Origin of the sequence: Enterococcus sp. DIV0712 (genome assembly GCF_050554855.1) — a bacterium.
Taxonomy (GTDB): Bacteria; Bacillota; Bacilli; order Lactobacillales; family Enterococcaceae; genus Enterococcus; species Enterococcus faecalis.
Genome location: NZ_CP187333.1, coordinates 1,354,117 through 1,372,178 on the forward strand (window position 1 = coordinate 1,354,117; position 18,062 = coordinate 1,372,178).

At 37.2% G+C, this 18,062-nt stretch carries 17 protein-coding genes and 1 riboswitch; of the genes, 2 read left to right on the forward strand and 15 right to left on the reverse strand.

Going from position 1 to position 18,062, the window contains the following annotated elements; translation table 11 throughout:
- Positions 1–40: 40 nt before the first annotated feature.
- The 3 genes from IGL42_RS06515 to IGL42_RS06525 are packed head-to-tail and all read right to left on the reverse strand — an operon-like array spanning position 41 to position 2,833.
- A complete protein-coding gene (locus IGL42_RS06515; RefSeq protein WP_002365688.1) occupies positions 41–808 on the reverse strand; it encodes an ABC transporter ATP-binding protein in 768 nt (255 codons plus the stop codon).
- The gene (locus tag IGL42_RS06520) at positions 805–1,812 is read right to left on the reverse strand and encodes a FecCD family ABC transporter permease (RefSeq protein WP_002394472.1); all 1,008 of its coding nucleotides are present in this window, start codon (positions 1,810–1,812) and stop codon (positions 805–807) included. The genes IGL42_RS06515 and IGL42_RS06520 overlap by 4 nt, the downstream gene beginning before the upstream one ends.
- Positions 1,805–2,833, reverse strand: coding sequence for an ABC transporter substrate-binding protein (locus tag IGL42_RS06525; protein WP_002382345.1), 1,029 nt, complete (start codon positions 2,831–2,833; stop codon positions 1,805–1,807). Before IGL42_RS06525 ends, IGL42_RS06520 begins: the two co-directional genes overlap by 8 nt.
- Positions 2,834–2,951: 118 nt before the next feature.
- A riboswitch (cobalamin riboswitch) is annotated at positions 2,952–3,111 on the reverse strand.
- 205 nt (positions 3,112–3,316) lie between these two features.
- Here IGL42_RS06525 and plsY point away from each other — a divergent pair.
- On the forward strand, positions 3,317–3,946 hold the full coding sequence (gene plsY / locus IGL42_RS06530; RefSeq protein WP_002360243.1) for a glycerol-3-phosphate 1-O-acyltransferase PlsY: 630 nt from the start codon (positions 3,317–3,319) through the stop codon (positions 3,944–3,946).
- A gap of 41 nt (positions 3,947–3,987) precedes the next feature.
- On the opposite strand, the gene IGL42_RS06535 is transcribed toward plsY, so the two are convergent.
- The 12 genes from IGL42_RS06535 to IGL42_RS06590 form a co-directional block, all read right to left on the reverse strand.
- Complete coding sequence (locus IGL42_RS06535; protein WP_002363997.1) at positions 3,988–4,863, reverse strand: aldose 1-epimerase family protein; 876 nt, start codon at positions 4,861–4,863, stop codon at positions 3,988–3,990.
- 33 nt (positions 4,864–4,896) lie between these two features.
- Positions 4,897–5,679 carry a GTP-sensing pleiotropic transcriptional regulator CodY gene (gene codY, locus IGL42_RS06540; protein ID WP_002357492.1) on the reverse strand — a complete coding sequence of 261 codons (783 nt, stop codon included), beginning with the start codon at positions 5,677–5,679 and terminating at the stop codon, positions 4,897–4,899.
- Between the two features lie 20 nt (positions 5,680–5,699).
- Complete coding sequence (hslU, locus tag IGL42_RS06545; RefSeq protein WP_002360239.1) at positions 5,700–7,103, reverse strand: ATP-dependent protease ATPase subunit HslU; 1,404 nt, start codon at positions 7,101–7,103, stop codon at positions 5,700–5,702.
- A 14-nt stretch (positions 7,104–7,117) separates the two neighbouring features.
- Positions 7,118–7,666 (reverse strand): HslVU peptidase proteolytic subunit, encoded by a 549-nt coding sequence (gene hslV, locus IGL42_RS06550; RefSeq protein WP_002357489.1) that lies wholly within the window; start codon positions 7,664–7,666, stop codon positions 7,118–7,120.
- A 28-nt stretch (positions 7,667–7,694) separates the two neighbouring features.
- Positions 7,695–8,594, reverse strand: coding sequence for a tyrosine recombinase XerC (gene xerC / locus IGL42_RS06555; protein ID WP_002357488.1), 900 nt, complete (start codon positions 8,592–8,594; stop codon positions 7,695–7,697).
- Between the two features lie 211 nt (positions 8,595–8,805).
- The gene (trmFO, locus tag IGL42_RS06560) at positions 8,806–10,113 is read right to left on the reverse strand and encodes an FADH(2)-oxidizing methylenetetrahydrofolate--tRNA-(uracil(54)-C(5))-methyltransferase TrmFO (RefSeq protein WP_002357486.1); all 1,308 of its coding nucleotides are present in this window, start codon (positions 10,111–10,113) and stop codon (positions 8,806–8,808) included.
- Between the two features lie 107 nt (positions 10,114–10,220).
- Positions 10,221–12,299, reverse strand: coding sequence for a type I DNA topoisomerase (topA, locus tag IGL42_RS06565; protein WP_002357484.1), 2,079 nt, complete (start codon positions 12,297–12,299; stop codon positions 10,221–10,223).
- Between the two features lie 184 nt (positions 12,300–12,483).
- Entirely contained in the window at positions 12,484–13,137 is a 654-nt protein-coding gene (locus IGL42_RS06570) for a CPBP family intramembrane glutamic endopeptidase (protein ID WP_010710365.1), read from the reverse strand.
- Positions 13,138–13,227: 90 nt separating this feature from the next.
- Entirely contained in the window at positions 13,228–14,091 is an 864-nt protein-coding gene (gene dprA / locus IGL42_RS06575; RefSeq protein WP_002382350.1) for a DNA-processing protein DprA, read from the reverse strand.
- Positions 14,092–14,151: 60 nt separating this feature from the next.
- The gene (locus IGL42_RS06580; RefSeq protein WP_002369352.1) at positions 14,152–14,919 is read right to left on the reverse strand and encodes a ribonuclease HII; all 768 of its coding nucleotides are present in this window, start codon (positions 14,917–14,919) and stop codon (positions 14,152–14,154) included.
- A gap of 1 nt (position 14,920) precedes the next feature.
- Complete coding sequence (gene ylqF, locus IGL42_RS06585) at positions 14,921–15,772, reverse strand: ribosome biogenesis GTPase YlqF (RefSeq protein ID WP_002371107.1); 852 nt, start codon at positions 15,770–15,772, stop codon at positions 14,921–14,923.
- 275 nt (positions 15,773–16,047) lie between these two features.
- Positions 16,048–16,989 (reverse strand): 2-dehydropantoate 2-reductase, encoded by a 942-nt coding sequence (locus tag IGL42_RS06590; protein ID WP_010710317.1) that lies wholly within the window; start codon positions 16,987–16,989, stop codon positions 16,048–16,050.
- Positions 16,990–17,166: 177 nt separating this feature from the next.
- Between IGL42_RS06590 and IGL42_RS06595 the strand changes: the two genes are divergently transcribed.
- Positions 17,167–18,057 (forward strand): LysR family transcriptional regulator, encoded by an 891-nt coding sequence (locus IGL42_RS06595; RefSeq protein WP_002365698.1) that lies wholly within the window; start codon positions 17,167–17,169, stop codon positions 18,055–18,057.
- The last annotated feature ends 5 nt before the right edge of the window (positions 18,058–18,062 follow it).

Below are 18,062 nucleotides of genomic sequence, written 5' to 3' on the forward strand. Positions count from 1 at the left end.
TTTGCCTTTATCTTACCTGTTTCCAAAAAACTTGTCAAAATTATTGAATAGTTTCCCAAACTTTATGTTGTTTCTGAAAATAGGAGACAATATCTGTTTCAAAAATCGTTTGTAAAAATTCTTTGGAAGCCAACGTTTGAAAATCACCTTGCGCGGCCACTTTCCCTTGCTTCATAAACACAATTTTTTCACTTAGCGTTAACGCTAAACGGATATCATGAAACACCCCGATTAACGTTTTCCCTTCTTGCGCACTCCACTCATTTAACTGCTGAATCAATTCTTGTTGATACCGAATATCCAAATGATTATTGGGTTCATCCAATAAAATAATTTCTGGATCTTGTACAAATAATTTAGCCAAAAATACTCGTTGTTGTTGTCCTCCTGAAAGCTGATTGACAACTTTATCTTTTAAAGGCAATAAACCCGTGCGTTCTAAATAATAAAGGACTCGTTCTTTTTCTTGTTTAGAAACAATCGGTAAAAAACGTTGTGCTTGTTGTCGATACGCCCCCATCAAAACTGTTTCGTAAACCGTATAATCAAAAGCAACTGTCGTGAATTGACTCATCATCGCTACTTTCGTTGCCAATTCCTTCCGCTTTTGTCCATGAACTTCTTGACCATCAATTAAAACAGAACCACTATAAGGGACAAGTCCGGCAATCGTTTTTAAAAGTGTCGTTTTACCGCAACCATTTGGACCTAAAATACAAGTTTTACTACCTGTCGGAAAAACGAGGGAAATATCTTTTAAAATGGGGGTTTGTTGGAGCGTTACAGCTGTTTCTTTTAATTCAATCATGCAGCAACGCCCCTTTTTTTAAAGTAAATATACAAGAAGAATGGCGCTCCAATCAAGGCTGTTACGGCCCCGATGGGAATTTCTCTTGGTGATAAAATCGTGCGAGCAATTGTGTCCCCTATTACCATGATGGTCCCACCTAAGATTGCTGAACCGGGAATCAGCCAGCGATGAGTCGCCCCTAAATAGCGACGGACAATATGTGGTGCTATTAAATCAACAAAACCAATCACACCGACAAATGAAACCGCACTTCCTGCTAGTAAACTAGCCAAAAGAATAATGCGTAGTTTTGCTGTTTTGACTTCTACTCCCGATAACATCGCATGTTCTTCTCCTAAGCCAAGAACATCCAATGCGTTGGCATCAAACCAAAGAAACAGACTGCTGACAAGCAAGATTGGACAATAAATAGCAATTTTTTGCCAATTACTGCCAGAAAAACTACCCATTTGCCAAAAGACTAATTGTTTCAAATAATCTTGGAAAAGTGCTGTAATCAACGTCAAAATAGCACCGACAAACAAGGTCATAATCATTCCTACTAAAACAACTGTTTGATTGGACATTTGACTATCCATTGTTTGCGTAAATAACAAAACTAAAAAGACCGTTGCTAAGCCAAAGATAAAACCAGTTAAAGGCAATAAAAATGCCCCTAAGATCGAAGCAGTTACTCCAGTTACCATGATTAACGCAGCGCCTAAGGATGCTCCCGCTGATACGCCCAAAGTATACGAAGAAGCTAAAGGATTACCTAAGAGCGATTGCATCACCGTGCCACTTACTGCTAAGCCTGCGCCCACGAGATAGGCCATCACGACACGCGGTAACCGAACATTCCAGATGATTCCCTCTAAAATCCCGTCTTCTGAAACCGTCTTTTTCACTAAAATTTGAAGCAAATCCGTTAACGAAATCTGAACACTTCCAATTTTAATACCCAAAAAGAGCATGCTCATACTGATCAAGAGCATCAGTATGAGACACGTTTTTTTACTCATCTTTTAAATCCTTGTATTCCTCTGGATAAACAGCTTTTGCCATTTGTTTTAATGCTTTGGTAATGTGGTTATTTGGTAAAGAGCTAGACATGTTATCAATTTCGAAAACTTCTTTGTTTTGAACTGCTGGAACGCTTTCCCAGTTTTTACGAGCTAAAATTTCTTTGGCGGGATCTTTCATATAGTTAACATTGGTTAAAATGACTTCTGGTTTTGCAGCAATGGCCGCTTCTTCTGTCACTGGTAACCAGCCTTTTTCATTTGCCAAAACATTTTTTGCCCCAATTGTTTCAATCATTTCATTTAAAAATGTCCCATTACCAAAACTATAAATGTCTGGTAAGGCAGCCACTTCAAACAAAACAGTTTTTGGTTTTTTAATAGTTTTCCCAATTTTGGCTACTTCGTCGATTTCTTGATCCATTGTTTTGATTAACTTTTGTCCTTTTTCATGTTCAGATAAGCTATCCGCGATGAATTGGACGTCTTCTTTGATTGCTTTGATGCTTGTACTAGTGGGGATATTAACGACTGTAATTCCAGCATCTTCCACTTGTTTCCAAACACTTTCTGAGCTAGCTAAATTGATGTCATTCACATAAACAATTTGTGGTTTCAAGGCAATCAATTTTTCTGCATCGACAGCCATCATATCCATTTGTGGTAATTTTTTTAAATCAGTCATCATTGTGCTACTTTGAGTATCAACTGCGATTAATTGGTCGGTTTTACCTAAGTCTTCAATCACTTCTGTTGTTGATGGCACTAGGGAAATAATTTTGGTTGCTTCTTTGGGTAAAGTAATTTCTTTGCCGCTACGGTCTTTGGTTGGTAACGTTACTTCTGTTTTTTCAGAAGAGGTAGTTGCTTTCTTTTCCTGTTTACCACACCCTGCTAAGCCAAGTGTTGCTACTAAACCTAAAGTCATCATTGTTAAAGTAAATTTTTTCATTTTTTCATCCTCGCATTCGTCTATTTTATTTTGGGGAAAATTTTCTGAAATGAACCTCCTTTGTCTCAACGTCAAAACAATACAAAAAAACCACTTTTTTCTCCAATAGAAAAAAAGCAGTCACTTAACTATGCTAATGATATACTCAGCCAGTTATCTTCAAAGCCCCTTCTTTTTCCTACAAAAGAATGATTAGACTTATCAAGCCGGTATCCTGACTTAGCTTCTTCTTACTCCCAATCCTTCCAGAATAATCTGTGGTCTTATTGGTTTCATCCACCATACAGTAGGTAGGTCTGTAGAGGATTCGCACCTCTTTCCCTGACACTTCATAAGTACATATATATTGTATCTTCGTTGATAACTAATTTTCAAACCAGTGATTAGACGTCTTTGTCTAATGACACACATTTATTATAACGGTTATCAGCCATTTGTCAACGCTTCCTCAAGCAAAAGAAAAACTTTTCTTGTTTTAGTTATTAGACGTTGTTCCGTTTTTCTATTCATGATAAAATAAATCCTAGTTTGAATAAGAAAGAGGTTAACTTGATGAAAATCGTCATTTTGTTACTTGTTGCCTATTTATTAGGTTCGATTCCCTCAGGTGTTTGGATTGGTAAACTTTTCTTTAAAAAAGATATACGCCAATTTGGGAGTGGGAATACAGGAACAACCAATACATTTCGTGTCTTAGGGAAACCTGCCGGAATTACGGTATTATTAATGGATATCTTGAAAGGAACGTTAGCCACTTCATTACCCTATTTGTTTGGTTTACAAGGCGTGAATCCGCTCTTCTTTGGGGTAGCAGCTGTTTTAGGGCATACCTTCCCTATTTTTGCCAATTTCAAAGGTGGTAAAGCCGTAGCCACTAGCGCTGGCATGTTATTAGCATACAGCCCCACATTTTTTATTTATTCTGCTCTTATTTTTGTGATTTGTCTGTATCTAACCAGTATGGTGAGTTTAACAAGTATGATTAGCGCTGTACTAATTACACTTTCTACTATTATTTTGCCTTTCACTGTCCCAGCTATTTTACCAACATTTAACTGGTTATTAACCGTGATTGCGATTGCTTTGACTACTTTTATCTTTGTCCGTCATCGTGAAAACATTCAGCGAATTAAAAATGGAACAGAAAGTCGCCTTTCTTTTGGCTTACGTGCAAAAAAATAAAGAAAAAGGCTGTGAACAAATAATGTTCACAGCCTTTTTCTTTATTTTACACTAATCATATACTGTGTTTTAAATAGTTCGTTAGCTGGTAACTTATTGATGCCAAATTTTTCAGCAAGTTGGCCAGTTGCGTCGACAGCATCAGCAATCCCGCACCAAGGTTCGATACAGACAAAAGGCGCTTCTTTCGGCGTCGGTGACCAAATCCCCACAAAAGGCATTTCTGGATAACTCAAAGTGACTTGATGGTCACTTTCGTCTGTGGCAATCGTAATTGCTGTTTGACCTTTTGTTTCAAAAATCATTGCATCATTTTCAAATAATTGATGCGTTAAGTCAAAGCTGGTATTCGTTTGGGCTAGCGTTTTATTCGCTAAATCAATAAACGGGCCTGCTAAGGGAATTTGTGTCCGTGATTTTTTAGGTGAAAAACTTAGATAATAATCTTCAAACGTTAGTGAAGATTCTAAAGGTACATTAAAGGCTGGATGACCACCAATCCCAAAATACATCTCTTCTTTCCCTGTGTTTTCTACTTGGTAGTTTACAGTCAATTCTTGATGTTCTAATGTATAAGTAATCACTAGTTCAAAATCAAAAGGATACTTTTTCTTGGTTTCTTTTGTTGATTTTAGTGAAAAAGAAACTTCTTCTCCACCTTTTTCAATCACATCAAATACTTGATCACGAGCAAAACCATGTTGAGTTAAATGATACGCTTGATTTTGGTACATATACGTATCTTCTTTTAGACGACCGACAATCGGAAAAAGTACGGGCGCATGGCGGGCCCAAAATTCAGGATTTCCTTGCCAAATATATTCAATGCCGGTTTCTTTTGATTGTAAACTTACTAATTCTGCTCCTTCTTCAGCAAATGTTGCGATTAGAAATTCATTTTCAATTTGTACAGTCATTGCGTTGTCCTCCTAGTTGATACGAGCAATTGCTTATTTTTCCAACTCTTTAATAAATTGTTGATTTAACACTTTTAAATAAGTCCCTTTCATACCAAGAGAACGTGATTCAATAATGCCAGCTGATTCTAATTTTCTTAAGGCATTCACAATTACGGAACGAGTAATGCCTATTTCATCTGCAATACTTGAAGCAGTTAAACGACCTTCTTCGCCATCTAAGGCTTCAAAAATGGCGTGGACGGCTTTTAATTCACTATAGGAAAGAGTGTTGATGGCCATTTGCACGGCAGTCGCACTGCGAACTTCTGCTTCAATTGTTCTGGATTGATGATACAAAATTTGCATGCCGACAACGGTCGCACTATATTCAGCTAACACTAAATCATCCTCGTTAAAGGATTTTTCAACACGCGCTAAAATAATCGTACCCAAGCGTTTGCCAGCACCGTACAAAGGTACAATAGTGGTTAACCCAAACGGATACAGCTCTCGTGATTCAAAAGGAAATGCAGTTAAATCACTGTCTATTGGAATATTGGCTTCGGTTACTTTGAGCATATCCACGGCCTCGGTGTATCCTTGAGGAAATTTTTTCTCTTTAAACATATTTTTGATACGGGCATTATTAACATCTAATTTTTCAGTATACCCCAACAAATCCCCTGAACTGCTAATAATATACGCATTACTTTCTAAAATATCCCCTAAAATCATTGCCATTTTGTTGTACGGAAGTTCTGCTTGTACGTCAAACAGATTATTTTTTTGCAAAAGCTCGTTCACTTGACGTGTTTTTTCTAATAATGTAGCCATCTTTTCTCCTCCAGCCTTTTTTATAAGATGTAACGACTTAAATCTTCATTTTGAACAATGTCATTCAATTTTTCATTGACATATGCTTCGGTAATCGTAATTTCACCCATTTGCATATCTGGTGCTTCATATAATAAATCTTCTAATAAACGTTCTAAAATTGTGTGTAAACGACGCGCCCCAATATTATCTGTATCACGGTTTACATCATAAGCGATGTGTGCTAACCGTTCAATTGCTTCTTTTGTAAAGATGACTGAAACATTTTCTGTGCCAATTAATGCTACATATTGTTTAATTAAAGCATTGTTTGGCTCAGTTAAGATACTTACGAAGTCATCCGCCGTTAAATCATCTAATTCAACTCGAATTGGGAAGCGGCCTTGTAATTCTGGAATCAAGTCACTTGGTTTTGACAAGTGGAAAGCACCTGAAGCGATAAATAAAATGTGATCCGTTTGTAAAGGACCATACTTCGTGTTAACTTGGGAGCCTTCAACAATCGGCAAAATGTCTCTTTGTACTCCTTCACGAGAGACTTCGCCCGAATTTTGTTGACTTTTAGAGGTGATTTTATCAATCTCATCGATAAAAATAATTCCGCTTGATTCAGCTAAACGAATAGCTTCACTATGGATATCAGCGTCATTGACAATTTTTGCTGATTCTTCTTTCACTAATAATTCTTGTGCTTCTTTCACCGTTACAGTACGTTCGATTTTTTTCTTTGGTGACAGAGCGCCTAACGTTTCATTTAAGTCGATACCCATTTGTTCTAGGCCATTGTTCATAGCTGGCATCGTTTTCTTCGGTTCTTCAATTTCAATTGTTACTTCACGATTATCTAATAGACCTTTTTCCAGCTGTTCCAAAATTGTTCGGCGATTCGTTCGAATATCTTCCGTTACTTCTTCTTGTGCTTCTTGCTGTTGCTGAGCCATGTTAAACATGTTCATCATTTGTTCAAATTGATTACCGCCAGCCTGTTTTTGTTCTTTTTTAATTCCAGGCACTAATACTTTGACTAAACGTTGATTGGCCTTTTTTAACGCTTGCGCATACACGCGACTGTATTGTTGTTTTTCAACAATTTGGATCGCATTTTCTACTAAATCCCGAACCATTGATTCGACATCCCGACCGACATAGCCTACTTCTGTAAATTTGGTTGCTTCAACTTTTACAAAAGGCGCATTGACAATTTTTGCGAGACGACGAGCAATCTCAGTTTTACCAACACCTGTTGGTCCAATCATTAGTAAGTTTTTAGGCGTAATATCTTGTTGCATATTTTCTTCTAATTGCAAGCGACGATAGCGGTTACGTAAAGCTACCGCCACTGATTTTTTGGCAGCTTGCTGTCCAACAATATATTGATCTAGTTCTTTGACTATTTCTTTTGGTGTTTTGTTTAATTCATTCATGGATTTTCCCTCGCTTATAATTCTTCTACAATGATATTATGATTCGTAAATACACAGATATCTGCAGCAATATTTAAGGCATTTTTAGCAATCTCTTTCGCTGGCATTTCTTTATCGCCAAAGTTTTTCATGGCTCTTGCAGCGGACAAAGCAAAATTACCGCCTGAACCAATTGCTAAAATACCATCGTCTGGTGTGATGACTTCCCCAGTTCCTGAAACTAAGAGCATTTCTTCCTTATTCATCACAATCAGCATAGCTTCTAATTTTTGCATAGACTGTTGTGTTCGCCACTCTTGGGCTAACTCAACCGCAGCTCTCGTTAAGTTTCCGTTGTATTCATTTAATTTTCCTTCAAACTTTTCTTCTAATGTAAAGGCATCTGCCACACTTCCTGCAAAACCGACAACGACTTCATCATTGTAAATACGGCGCACCTTTTTGGCTGTACCTTTCATAACGACAGATTCGCCCATTGTTACTTGGCCGTCACCAGCCATTGCAAATTTTCCATCTTTTTCGACTGCACAAATTGTTGTAGAGTGAAATTGTGATTCAACCATTATTGTTCCTCCTAGACGTTTACCTCCATTATGCACGAGGATGAAACGTTCGATAATTTTTTTGTAAACTTTCTTTTGTCACATGCGCATATATCTGAGTTGTTGATAAATTAGCATGTCCTAATAATTCTTGAACTGTCCGCATATCGGCGCCATTATTTAATAAATGTGTCGCAAATGTATGGCGTAACATGTGGGGATGAATTTCCGCATTTAATGAACTTTTTTTAATTAGTTGGTTTAAGACATATTCAATCCCTGTTGGCGTGATTTGTTCACCATGATGATTAACAAAGACATACGGATGTTTTTTTTGATATTTTGTCATTAATAGCGCGCGGCCATTCTCTAAGTAATCCTTTAAGGCGTCTTGTGCAAATGAACCAAAAGGCACATAGCGATCTTTATTTCCTTTTCCGTGAACCAATAAAACAGAAGCTTGAAAGTCAACTGCGTCCACCGTTAAGTTCGCACATTCACTGACCCGAATACCAGTCCCATACAGAACTTCTAGCAACGCTTGATTTCTCAAATCAAGCGGTTGCTCGCCTTGTGCGCTCTCAAATAATGCATCCATTTCTTTTTCATAAAAAAAACGGGGTAACCGTAACTGTTTCTTTTTCATATGAACATAGGAAAAAGGATTCTCTTGGATTGCTTCATTTTTTAATAAGAATTGATAAAAAGAACGCAAACTGGCAATTTTTCGACTAATCGAATTGCGGCTATATTCCTGATCGTATAATTCGCTCAAATAAGCCCGAACATCCAAATGTTCCACAGTCAAATAATTGTCATTACCTGAAGTCTTTAAAAACGAAAAAAAATGTTGTATATCTTCTTGATATGCTTTTTTTGTTTTTTCTGAATAGCCTCTTTCGACAATAAGATAACGAGCAAATAACTCAGGCCAATTCTTTTCTTCCATGTGATAGCCCTCCTCATTCGATTACAAAGTAACTTTAGCATAACCTTTTTCAAAAGACAATTAAGTTGTCAGAATTTAATCAATATTTCTAAATATGTTCACAATTTTAACTATTCTTTAGCTTTTGTTATTTTTTTCTAAAAATTAAAAGACTGAGTATCATCGCATTTCTTAGCAATGATGCTCGGTCTTTTCTCATATTTTTTCTAATTTAGTCTAAAGATTGGATAACTTGAGCTTGGACATCTAAGGCCCGATTAGCAATTGCTTCATAGCGTTCTTTTTTGTCACGAATTCGTTCAGGTAACTCTGGGAAAAGCCCAAAGTTTGCATTCATTGGTTGGAAATGTTTGCCTTCTGCATGTGTAATATAATAAGCCATACTTCCTAAAGTCGTTTCGCGAGGGAATTCAATCGGCTCTTCCCCTTTGGCAAGACGAGCTGCGTTAATACCTGCAAGTAAACCACTTGCCGCGCTTTCAACATATCCTTCAACACCAGTCATTTGTCCAGCAAAAAACAGATCGTCACGTTTTTTTGATTGGTAGGTTGGTTTTAGCAACTCTGGAGAATTCATAAAACTATTACGATGCATGACGCCATAGCGAACAAATTCAGCATTTTCTAATCCTGGAATCATACGGAATACTCGTTTTTGTTCGCCCCATTTTAAATGCGTTTGGAAACCAACAATATTATATAAAGAAGCTGCAGCATTGTCTTGACGTAATTGAATTACAGCATACGGGCGTTTACCTGTTTTAGGGTCTTCTAGTCCGACAGGTTTCATTGGGCCAAACAACATGGTTTTAATGCCACGTTGCGCCATTACTTCGATGGGCATACAGCCTTCGAAAAACTTCTCTTTTTCAAACGTGCGTAAAGGAACCACTTCTGCATTGACTAGCGCTTCATGAAAAGCATTGAACTCTTCTTCAGTCATCGGACAATTTAAGTAAGCCGCTTCCCCCTTGTTATAGCGAGATTTTAAATAAACTTTATCCATGTCAATTGTTGATTTATCAATAATTGGTGCTGCTGCATCGTAAAAATAAAAGCCTTCAGAACCATTAAATTCTTGAATTTTTTGAGATAAGCTTTCAGAGGTTAAAGGACCCGTTGCAATAATTACAATCCCTTCCGGAATATCGGTGATCTCTTCATTTTTGATTGTAATTAATGGATGACTTTTAATTTTTTCAGTGATTGTTTCAGAAAAAGAATCACGGTCAACTGCTAAGGCGCCGCCAGCTGGTACAGCGGTTTGATCTGCACTACCAATAATGATTGAATTTAAACGGCGCATTTCTTCTTTCAAAACACCTACCGCATTGGTTAAACTATTTCCACGTAATGAATTAGAACAAACTAACTCTGCAAAATTTTCTGTTTGATGCGCTGGTGTCTTTTTGACAGGGCGCATTTCATATAAATCAACTGGTACGCCAGCATTGGCCACTTGCCATGCCGCTTCACTTCCGGCTAAACCGGCACCAATAATTGTGACTTTTTTTGTCATGTATAAAAATTCCTTTCTATGTCAAGAAGTTAAGAGCTGTCTCTTACAAACTCAATTCATTTTACTAAAAGAGAAGACCGAAGTAAATTCTTCGGTCTCAATTTTTCTTATTTTTGGACGTTTTCTTCATAATCGCCATTGATACAAACGACTTGTTTGCCGCCTTTAACTTTTTTCTCTACTAAATATTGCCCACATTTTGGACATGGTCGGCCTACTGGTTTGTCCCAAGAAGTGAAGTCACACTCTGGGTACCGACTACAGCCATAGAAAATCCGATTTTTCTTTGATTTGCGTTCGATAACTTGTCCTTCGTGACACACAGGACACGTCACGCCAATTTCTTTAACGATCGCTTTTGTATTTCGACAATCTGGGAAATTACTACATGCATAAAATTTCCCGTAGCGACCCAGTTTAATCACCATTGGATGTCCACATAGTTCGCAGTCAAAACCTGCTGGTTCATCTTTAATTTGGATTTTTTCAATCTTTTCTTCGGCATTTGTTAATTCTTTTTCGAAGGGCTTGTAGAAGCGATCGACAACTTCAACCCATTTTTCTTGGCCTTCACCGACTTTATCTAAGTCCGTTTCCATTGTCGCTGTAAAATGTGTATCGACAATTTGTGGGAAAAACTCTGAAACTAGGGAATTCACAATTTCACCTAATTCCGTTGGTTCAAACCGTTTATTGGTTAGCTTCACGTAATAACGCCGTTGAATGGTTTCTAATGTTGGCGCATACGTTGATGGTCGGCCCACACCATTTTCTTCTAAAGTCCGGATTAACGTGGCTTCACTAAAACGAGCCGGTGGTTGAGTAAAGTGTTGTTTCGGTTCGATATCGACCGATTTAACAACGTCACCTTCCACTAATTCAGGTAAAATATTTTCCTTGTCTTCTTTACCATCATCGCGTCCTTCAACATATACTTGCATAAACCCTTTAAATTTCACTTTGGAGCCATTGGCAATAAACGTTACGCCGTTTTGTTGAAGCGTGACCTTCATGGTATCTAAAATCGCTGGTGTCATTTGACTAGCAACAAAGCGCGACCAAATAAGAGTATATAATTTTAATTGATCTTTATCTAAATACTTCTTCATTTCATCAGGTGTTCTTAAAACGCTTGACGGACGAACCGCTTCATGGGCATCTTGTGCACCTTGCGTATTTTTTGCTTTGCGGCCGCCATGTGCTGAGAACTCATCTCCGTAGGTCTTTTCAATGAATTCAGCAGCTTCTGCTTTGGCAGAATCGGCAATTCTGGTTGAGTCTGTACGCATGTAGGTAATCAGCCCCACAGTGCCTTGTTTACCTAAAGCAATTCCCTCATACAATTGTTGCGCAACCATCATGGTTTTACGGGTACGGAAATTTAATTTACGTGCCGCTTCTTGTTGTAAACTACTGGTTGTAAAAGGTAATGCAGGATTACGTTTCCGTTCTTTTTTCTCAACTTTTGTAACATCGTAATCTTTACCGTCAATTCGAGAAGTGATTTCTTTCACCGCTTCTGCATTTGGTAATTTTTTCTTTTTACCATCTACGCCCCAGAAATTTGCTTTGAATTTCTTGCGACCTTTTTGGAAATTCCCATCAATGCTCCAATATTCTTCAGGTTTAAATTCTCGAATTTCATTTTCTCGATCAATAATCATTTTTAAAGCAACAGATTGCACACGACCAGCACTCAAACCTTTTTTTACTTTACGCCATAAAATAGGACTAATCGAGTATCCAACTAAACGGTCTAAAATGCGCCGTGCTTGTTGTGCATCAACTAAATCAACGTTGATGGTTCTAGGTTCTTTAAATGCCGCTTTTACCGCTTCTTTAGTGATCTCATTGAATACCACACGGTTTTTATCTTTTAAATCAAGGCCAAGAAGATAAGCTAAATGCCAAGCAATTGCTTCACCTTCTCGGTCCGGATCGGCTGCGAGATAGACTTTTTCAGCTTTTTTTGCAGCCGCTTTTAAACTTTTGATGACATCGCCTTTTCCGCGAATCGAAATATAATGAGGTTCATAATTATTTTCAATATCAATCCCCATTTTACTTTTTGGTAAATCGCGAATGTGACCAACACTGGCAACCACCTTGTAGTTTCTTCCTAGATATTTTTCAATTGTTTTGGCTTTGGCAGGTGATTCTACAATCACGAGATACTTATAGGCCATTCAATTAGCTCCTTTCGCGTTCGCTTTCCTACTATATAATATATGTAAAAAACGCACAAATCGTAATACATCATATGCTATATAGAACAGGTTTGTCAAGACTAGGCTTTCTAACATTTCTGTCATTTCTGTTTGACTGTCCGAATTTATAAATAAAAAATGCCTATGATTTATAGATTTTATCCTAAAGCATTAAAATACCTATAACATTCCAAATAAAATGAGTCAAGACAGCAGCTTCAAAGCGACCCGTGCGTAGATAGACCCAACTTAAAGCTAAACCCATGCCCCAATAAATAATAAAACTACCTATATCTGTGGGCGTGTGCACAAGTGCAAATAAAATAGAAGAAACGAGTATGCCTATTTTTGAAGCTGGCTTGAAAAACGCTTGAATCCCGACACGAAAAATTCCCTCTTCGAAAATTGGCCCAATCACACCTGCAAAAATAAGTATAAGCCCTTTAGGAATAGATTGGACAATTTCTTCAACACTTTGTTGGTTAGAGGTCGTCTCTAATCCTTCCAGACGTAATAAGAAATCACCAAATATTCCCACACAAAAGATTATCACCAAACCTAACAAGACCACTGGCAAGGTTTCTTTGATTCCTAAAAAAGTCCAAGTTATGAGCTTTTTCTTTTTCAAAAAAGCAACAAATAGATAGACGAAATAGGCACCAAGTCCAACAGCCACTAATCCACTAACAAAGCGAAACCAAAAATTTTCTGTAGAAAATTGAACAACTGAGACCATCATCAAAGGAATTTGATCCAAAATCAAAAAGCCCAGTAGCTGCATACCAAACAACCATCTTTTTCTAACAACCGTTTCCATTTAGACACTCCTAACTACCAACCAAAAGATTAAAATCTGATTAAATAGTACCGAAGTGAACGTAGGTTGTCAATTCACAATTAGTAAAAGTCACAATTCTTCACAAATATCATCAATTGTCTGAACACATTTAGCGCCGTCCTGAATTAATTCATGGCAGCCTGTTGAAAAAGACTGAAAAATACTTCCCGGTACGGCAAATACCTCGCGCCCGTAATCCATCGCCGCTTGTGCAGTAATTAAAGAGCCACTATTCTTACGAGCTTCCATCACGCAGACCCCTAAAGATAATCCAGCAATAATGCGATTACGTGCAGGAAAATGATATTTTTTCGGCCCACTCCCATTCACATATTCTGTTAAAACAAGCTGATTCTGCTTCATAGTTTGCTGTAATTCTTTCTTTTCATACGGATAATATACATCTAATCCAGTGCCTAAAATTCCAATTGTCTGACCCCCGTTCTGGATGGCCATCTCATGGCTACGACTATCGATGCCTTTGGCAAGACCACTGACGATTGTGAATCCTTCTTTGACTATTTTAGGAACCAGAGCTTCAGTCACTCTTAACCCATACGAAGTGGCATAGCGAGCGCCGACGATGCCAATTTTCCTTCTACTTAACAATTGTAAATTTCCTCTATAAAAAAGAATTGCTGGTGGATTATAAATTTCTCGTAATAATTTAGGATAGACGGCATCTAAAATTGTCATAAATTGGTGTTGGCATTGTCGTATATATAACGCTTCACTATGAATCGTATGGTGTAACCAAGATTGTTCAAATAATTCACGATATTTCTTGATTTCAGCAATTCTAATAATTTCTGTACTGGAAAAATCAACACGCTTTTGTGCGATAGCTTCTTGTAACACTTTTAAGATACCTAAATTGCCAATTCCTTGGCATACCGCTAATTTAAATAATAATTGTCGTTGTAAAATTTCCAACAAAAAACACCTCTTTCACATCTTCTTAAAATAAGAATACGTAAAAAAAGTGTTTTATTTTTAAATCATATCTTTTATTGGCGCAAACGTACGTCGATGAATGGGTGTTACACCGTATTTTTCTAACCCGAGAAGATGTTCTTTTGTTCCATAGCCTGCATTGTTTTTAAATCCATATCCAGGATATAATTCATCATATTCTTCCATTAATCGATCTCTTGTTACTTTTGCAATAATACTGGCTGCTGCAATTGAAATGGAGCGTGCATCCCCTTTAATCAAACTTTCTTGTGGTTGGGGAACGTCTAACTGCATTGCATCAATTAATAAATAATCTGGTGTAAAAGCTAAATCGTCAATTGCCATTTTCATCGCTTGTTTAGTTGCTTGATAAATATTAATTTGATCAATGACTCCTTGATCAGCGATACCTAACCCGATAGCGACAGCCTGTTCTTGAATCTGGTTATATAACGTTTCCCGTTTTTTAGCAGATAGTTTTTTTGAATCATTTAAGCCTAATAATTGACAATCTTTCGGTAAAATAACTGCAGCTGTCACAACAGGGCCAGCTAATGGTCCGCGGCCTACTTCATCAATTCCTGCAATTAAACGATGGCCTTTTTTATAGGCCGCTTCCTCAAATTGACTCATTTCTTTAAAAAGTTGCCACTCTTTTTCTTTGGCTAACTGGCGACGTTCCCATTGTTTGATCGCTTGTTGCACTCCTGAACGTTCATCTTCTCGCCAGCTTGCTAATCGTTCATCGGTTGCATCAGTGACAGTTAACAACGCTTCTTTGATTGCCTGAATCGACTCTTTTGCCATGTTATTCGTCTCCTAGTTCTTCCCAGCGGTCCAAAGTATACGTACCTAATTTTCCACTGCGAATTTCTAAAATAATCATTTCGCTGGCTCGATTATAATCATCTCTAAAACCACGTTTTTGGCTAATTAACATCAACTGTTCTGGAGCAGGTAAAAATAGCTCTTCTTCTGTTAAACCATATCGTTCCATCAAACGTTGCGGATAAAAACGTGCAAAAAATTCTAGTCCATAAATCGCCAAATCATCTAGATGCAATAATTGATCTTTTATAGCGCCAGTTAAAGCTAATTTTTTCCCAATTTCCTCATCTTCAAATTTTGGCCAGAGAATCCCTGGTGTATCCAGTAATTCCAATTGGGAACCAGAGCGTAACCATTGTTGTCCTTTTGTCACGCCTGGCTTGTTCCCAGTTTGCGCAATTTTTTTTCCGACTAAACGATTCATTAAGGTTGACTTACCAACATTGGGGATCCCAATACACATTGCGCGAATCGCACGCGGTTTCAAGCCTTTCGCCTGTTCACGAGCCAATTTTTCTTTTAACGCTTCCTTGGCTGCTGGCACAATTTTATTGATTCCTTTATTTTGTTGGGCATTGATGACTAGGGTTTGGTACCCTTTCTTTTGAAAGTAATGTTGCCATTTTTTATTTTGGTCGTTATCTGCTAAGTCCCCTTTATTTAAAAGGACTAATCGTGGTTTTTGTTGGACAATTTGGTCCATCATTGGGTTACGGGAAGAAAGCGGTAACCGCGCATCAACTAGTTCAAATACAATATCGACATATTTGATTTTTTCAGAAACTTCTCTTCTTGCTTTGGCCATATGGCCGGGAAACCATTGAATGGTCATAATCTGTTCAAATCCCTTCTTTAACACATTGTTTCTTTGATTCAATTCTTCAACGAGTCCTGTGTTCCGCGTAGATTCTTGCGAGAAAACACCTTCTCTAGTTTAACATATTTTTCACGGATTTGATTTATTTTCTGTAGTGTTCTTAAAAAAACAAAAAAGCTGAGACAAACTCACTTTGGATTTTGTCTCAGCCTTGTACACTGGCAAAGTATAGAAATTAGTAGGTCAAGCTCTTCTCAAGACTGACTCAAGAGTATTTCTGTTTTTACTTGTTATTTAGCATGAAGTAAATTTTCTTTACAATGAATTAACTCTGTTAAAAACTGACAGTACGGTGTAGCAATCCCATAGGCTTTCCCTTTGCGAACAATTGCTCCATTGATATAATCAATTTCGGTTAAACGATGATTGGTTATTAAGTCCTGATACATCGATGGGTGGTGCAAACCAATTGTTTCTCGATTATAACATGAGCGGATTTGTTGAAGAACTGCTTGTTTATCTAACGTAACTTGTTCCACTTCAGCGACTGCTAAAAATTCATTAACTATTTGTTGAACAATTTGATCTGCTTGCTCTGTTTCGCCAAAGTCTGCCATATTACAATCCAACAAAGTACATAAACCATTCATTGTTCCATTCACACAGGCCTTCTTATAAATGGATGATAAAATATTCTCAGAATAACGAGCATTTAAGCCAGCGTTATTTAATACCTTAATGACTGCTTCTGCTGCTTGTTCACTTTGCGCTCCTAAATTTTGTAAATCAATCGAACCATTGCCAAATAATTTTACTTTGCCAGGTCCTTCTAACCCAGCGGTCCACATTGTGTTTCCTAATAAAATATTTTCGTATGGCACGTATTTTTTGATAATATCTTCGTGACCAATTCCATTTAACAAGCATAAAACTTTCGTATTTTTATTAAGGAAATGTTCTAATGATTCAAGCATTCCTTCCAGTTGCATTGCTTTTGTAAATAGGATAACTAAGTCTGCTGTAAAATCGATGCTTGCTACTTCTGTCTGAGGATAAATAGGAATTTTAGCGGTCACCACTTCGCCATTAAAATCAGCAACTAACCCGTTTTTTCTTATTGCTTCAATATGTTCTGGCCAACCATCAACAAAAATAACGTCATTTCCTGCTTGATGTAACATTAGTCCAAAGCGACTGCCCATAGCGCCAGCACCTGCGATAATAATCTTCATTTCTTTTCCTCCGTTCAATTTTTTATTTTTAGGTAAAAATCTGCTAAGAAAATCTCTATCTCTTACTTTTATAGCAATAAAAAGGCAAAACATATGTTATATTATAAGTGATCTATTTGTTATTTTTTATCCAAGCGCATTTATGTAAGCGCTTTTAAAAAAGAAGGGGAGTTTCTGATGAATATTCAGCTTTTAAAGTACTTCATTGAAATTGTTAATACCCGCAGTTTATCGGCGGCCGCTCGCAATTTATTTGTCACCCAACCAACACTTTCTTTAGCATTGAAAAAAATGGAATCTGAGTTAGGCACAGCGTTGTTTGATCATTCTGATCAACCGTTTCAATTAACCGATACAGGTCTTTATTTATATGAACATGGCCAAGAAGTTGTTTTTCAATTCGATCAATTGGTAACAGATATTCGTGAAATGAACCAGAAACCAGTTAAAAAGCAATTGCGTTTAGGCTTAACTACTTTATTTGCTGTACAATTTATGAAAGAAATTTCACGATTTTTAACAACCCATCCACATGTGAATTTAATATTACAGCAAGATGGCTCGCCAAAATTACAAACGATGTTAGCAAATAAAGAAATTGATATGGGACTAATTTCTTTCCCAAATACCTTACCTGAAATTATTCATATTGAACCTTTAGAAACGACTACCAAAGGCTACCATGTTTATGTCGTGGTACCAGAATCAAATCCTCTCTCCCAATATGAAAAATTAACTTTTAAAGATTTGAAAGATCAACGATTTTCATCGTTAAGTGATAATTTTATGATTGGTCGCCTACTACTAGATCGGACTCGGAGCTTCGGTTATGAGCCGAATATCATTTTGCATAACGATGATTTACAAGTACTTCTTTATAGTTTACAAAAAAATAATTCGATTTGTTTGCTGCCGATTGAATATTATGAAGTGGGAAAAAGTCAGGGACTGAAATGGATTCCTTTAAAAGATAAGTTTGACTATTTCCCCATCGGCATTGCTTTGCGCCGCGATTTTAGTATGACAGAAGATGTTAGAGATTTTATCCAAATCATTAAAGAAAATTAATGGAT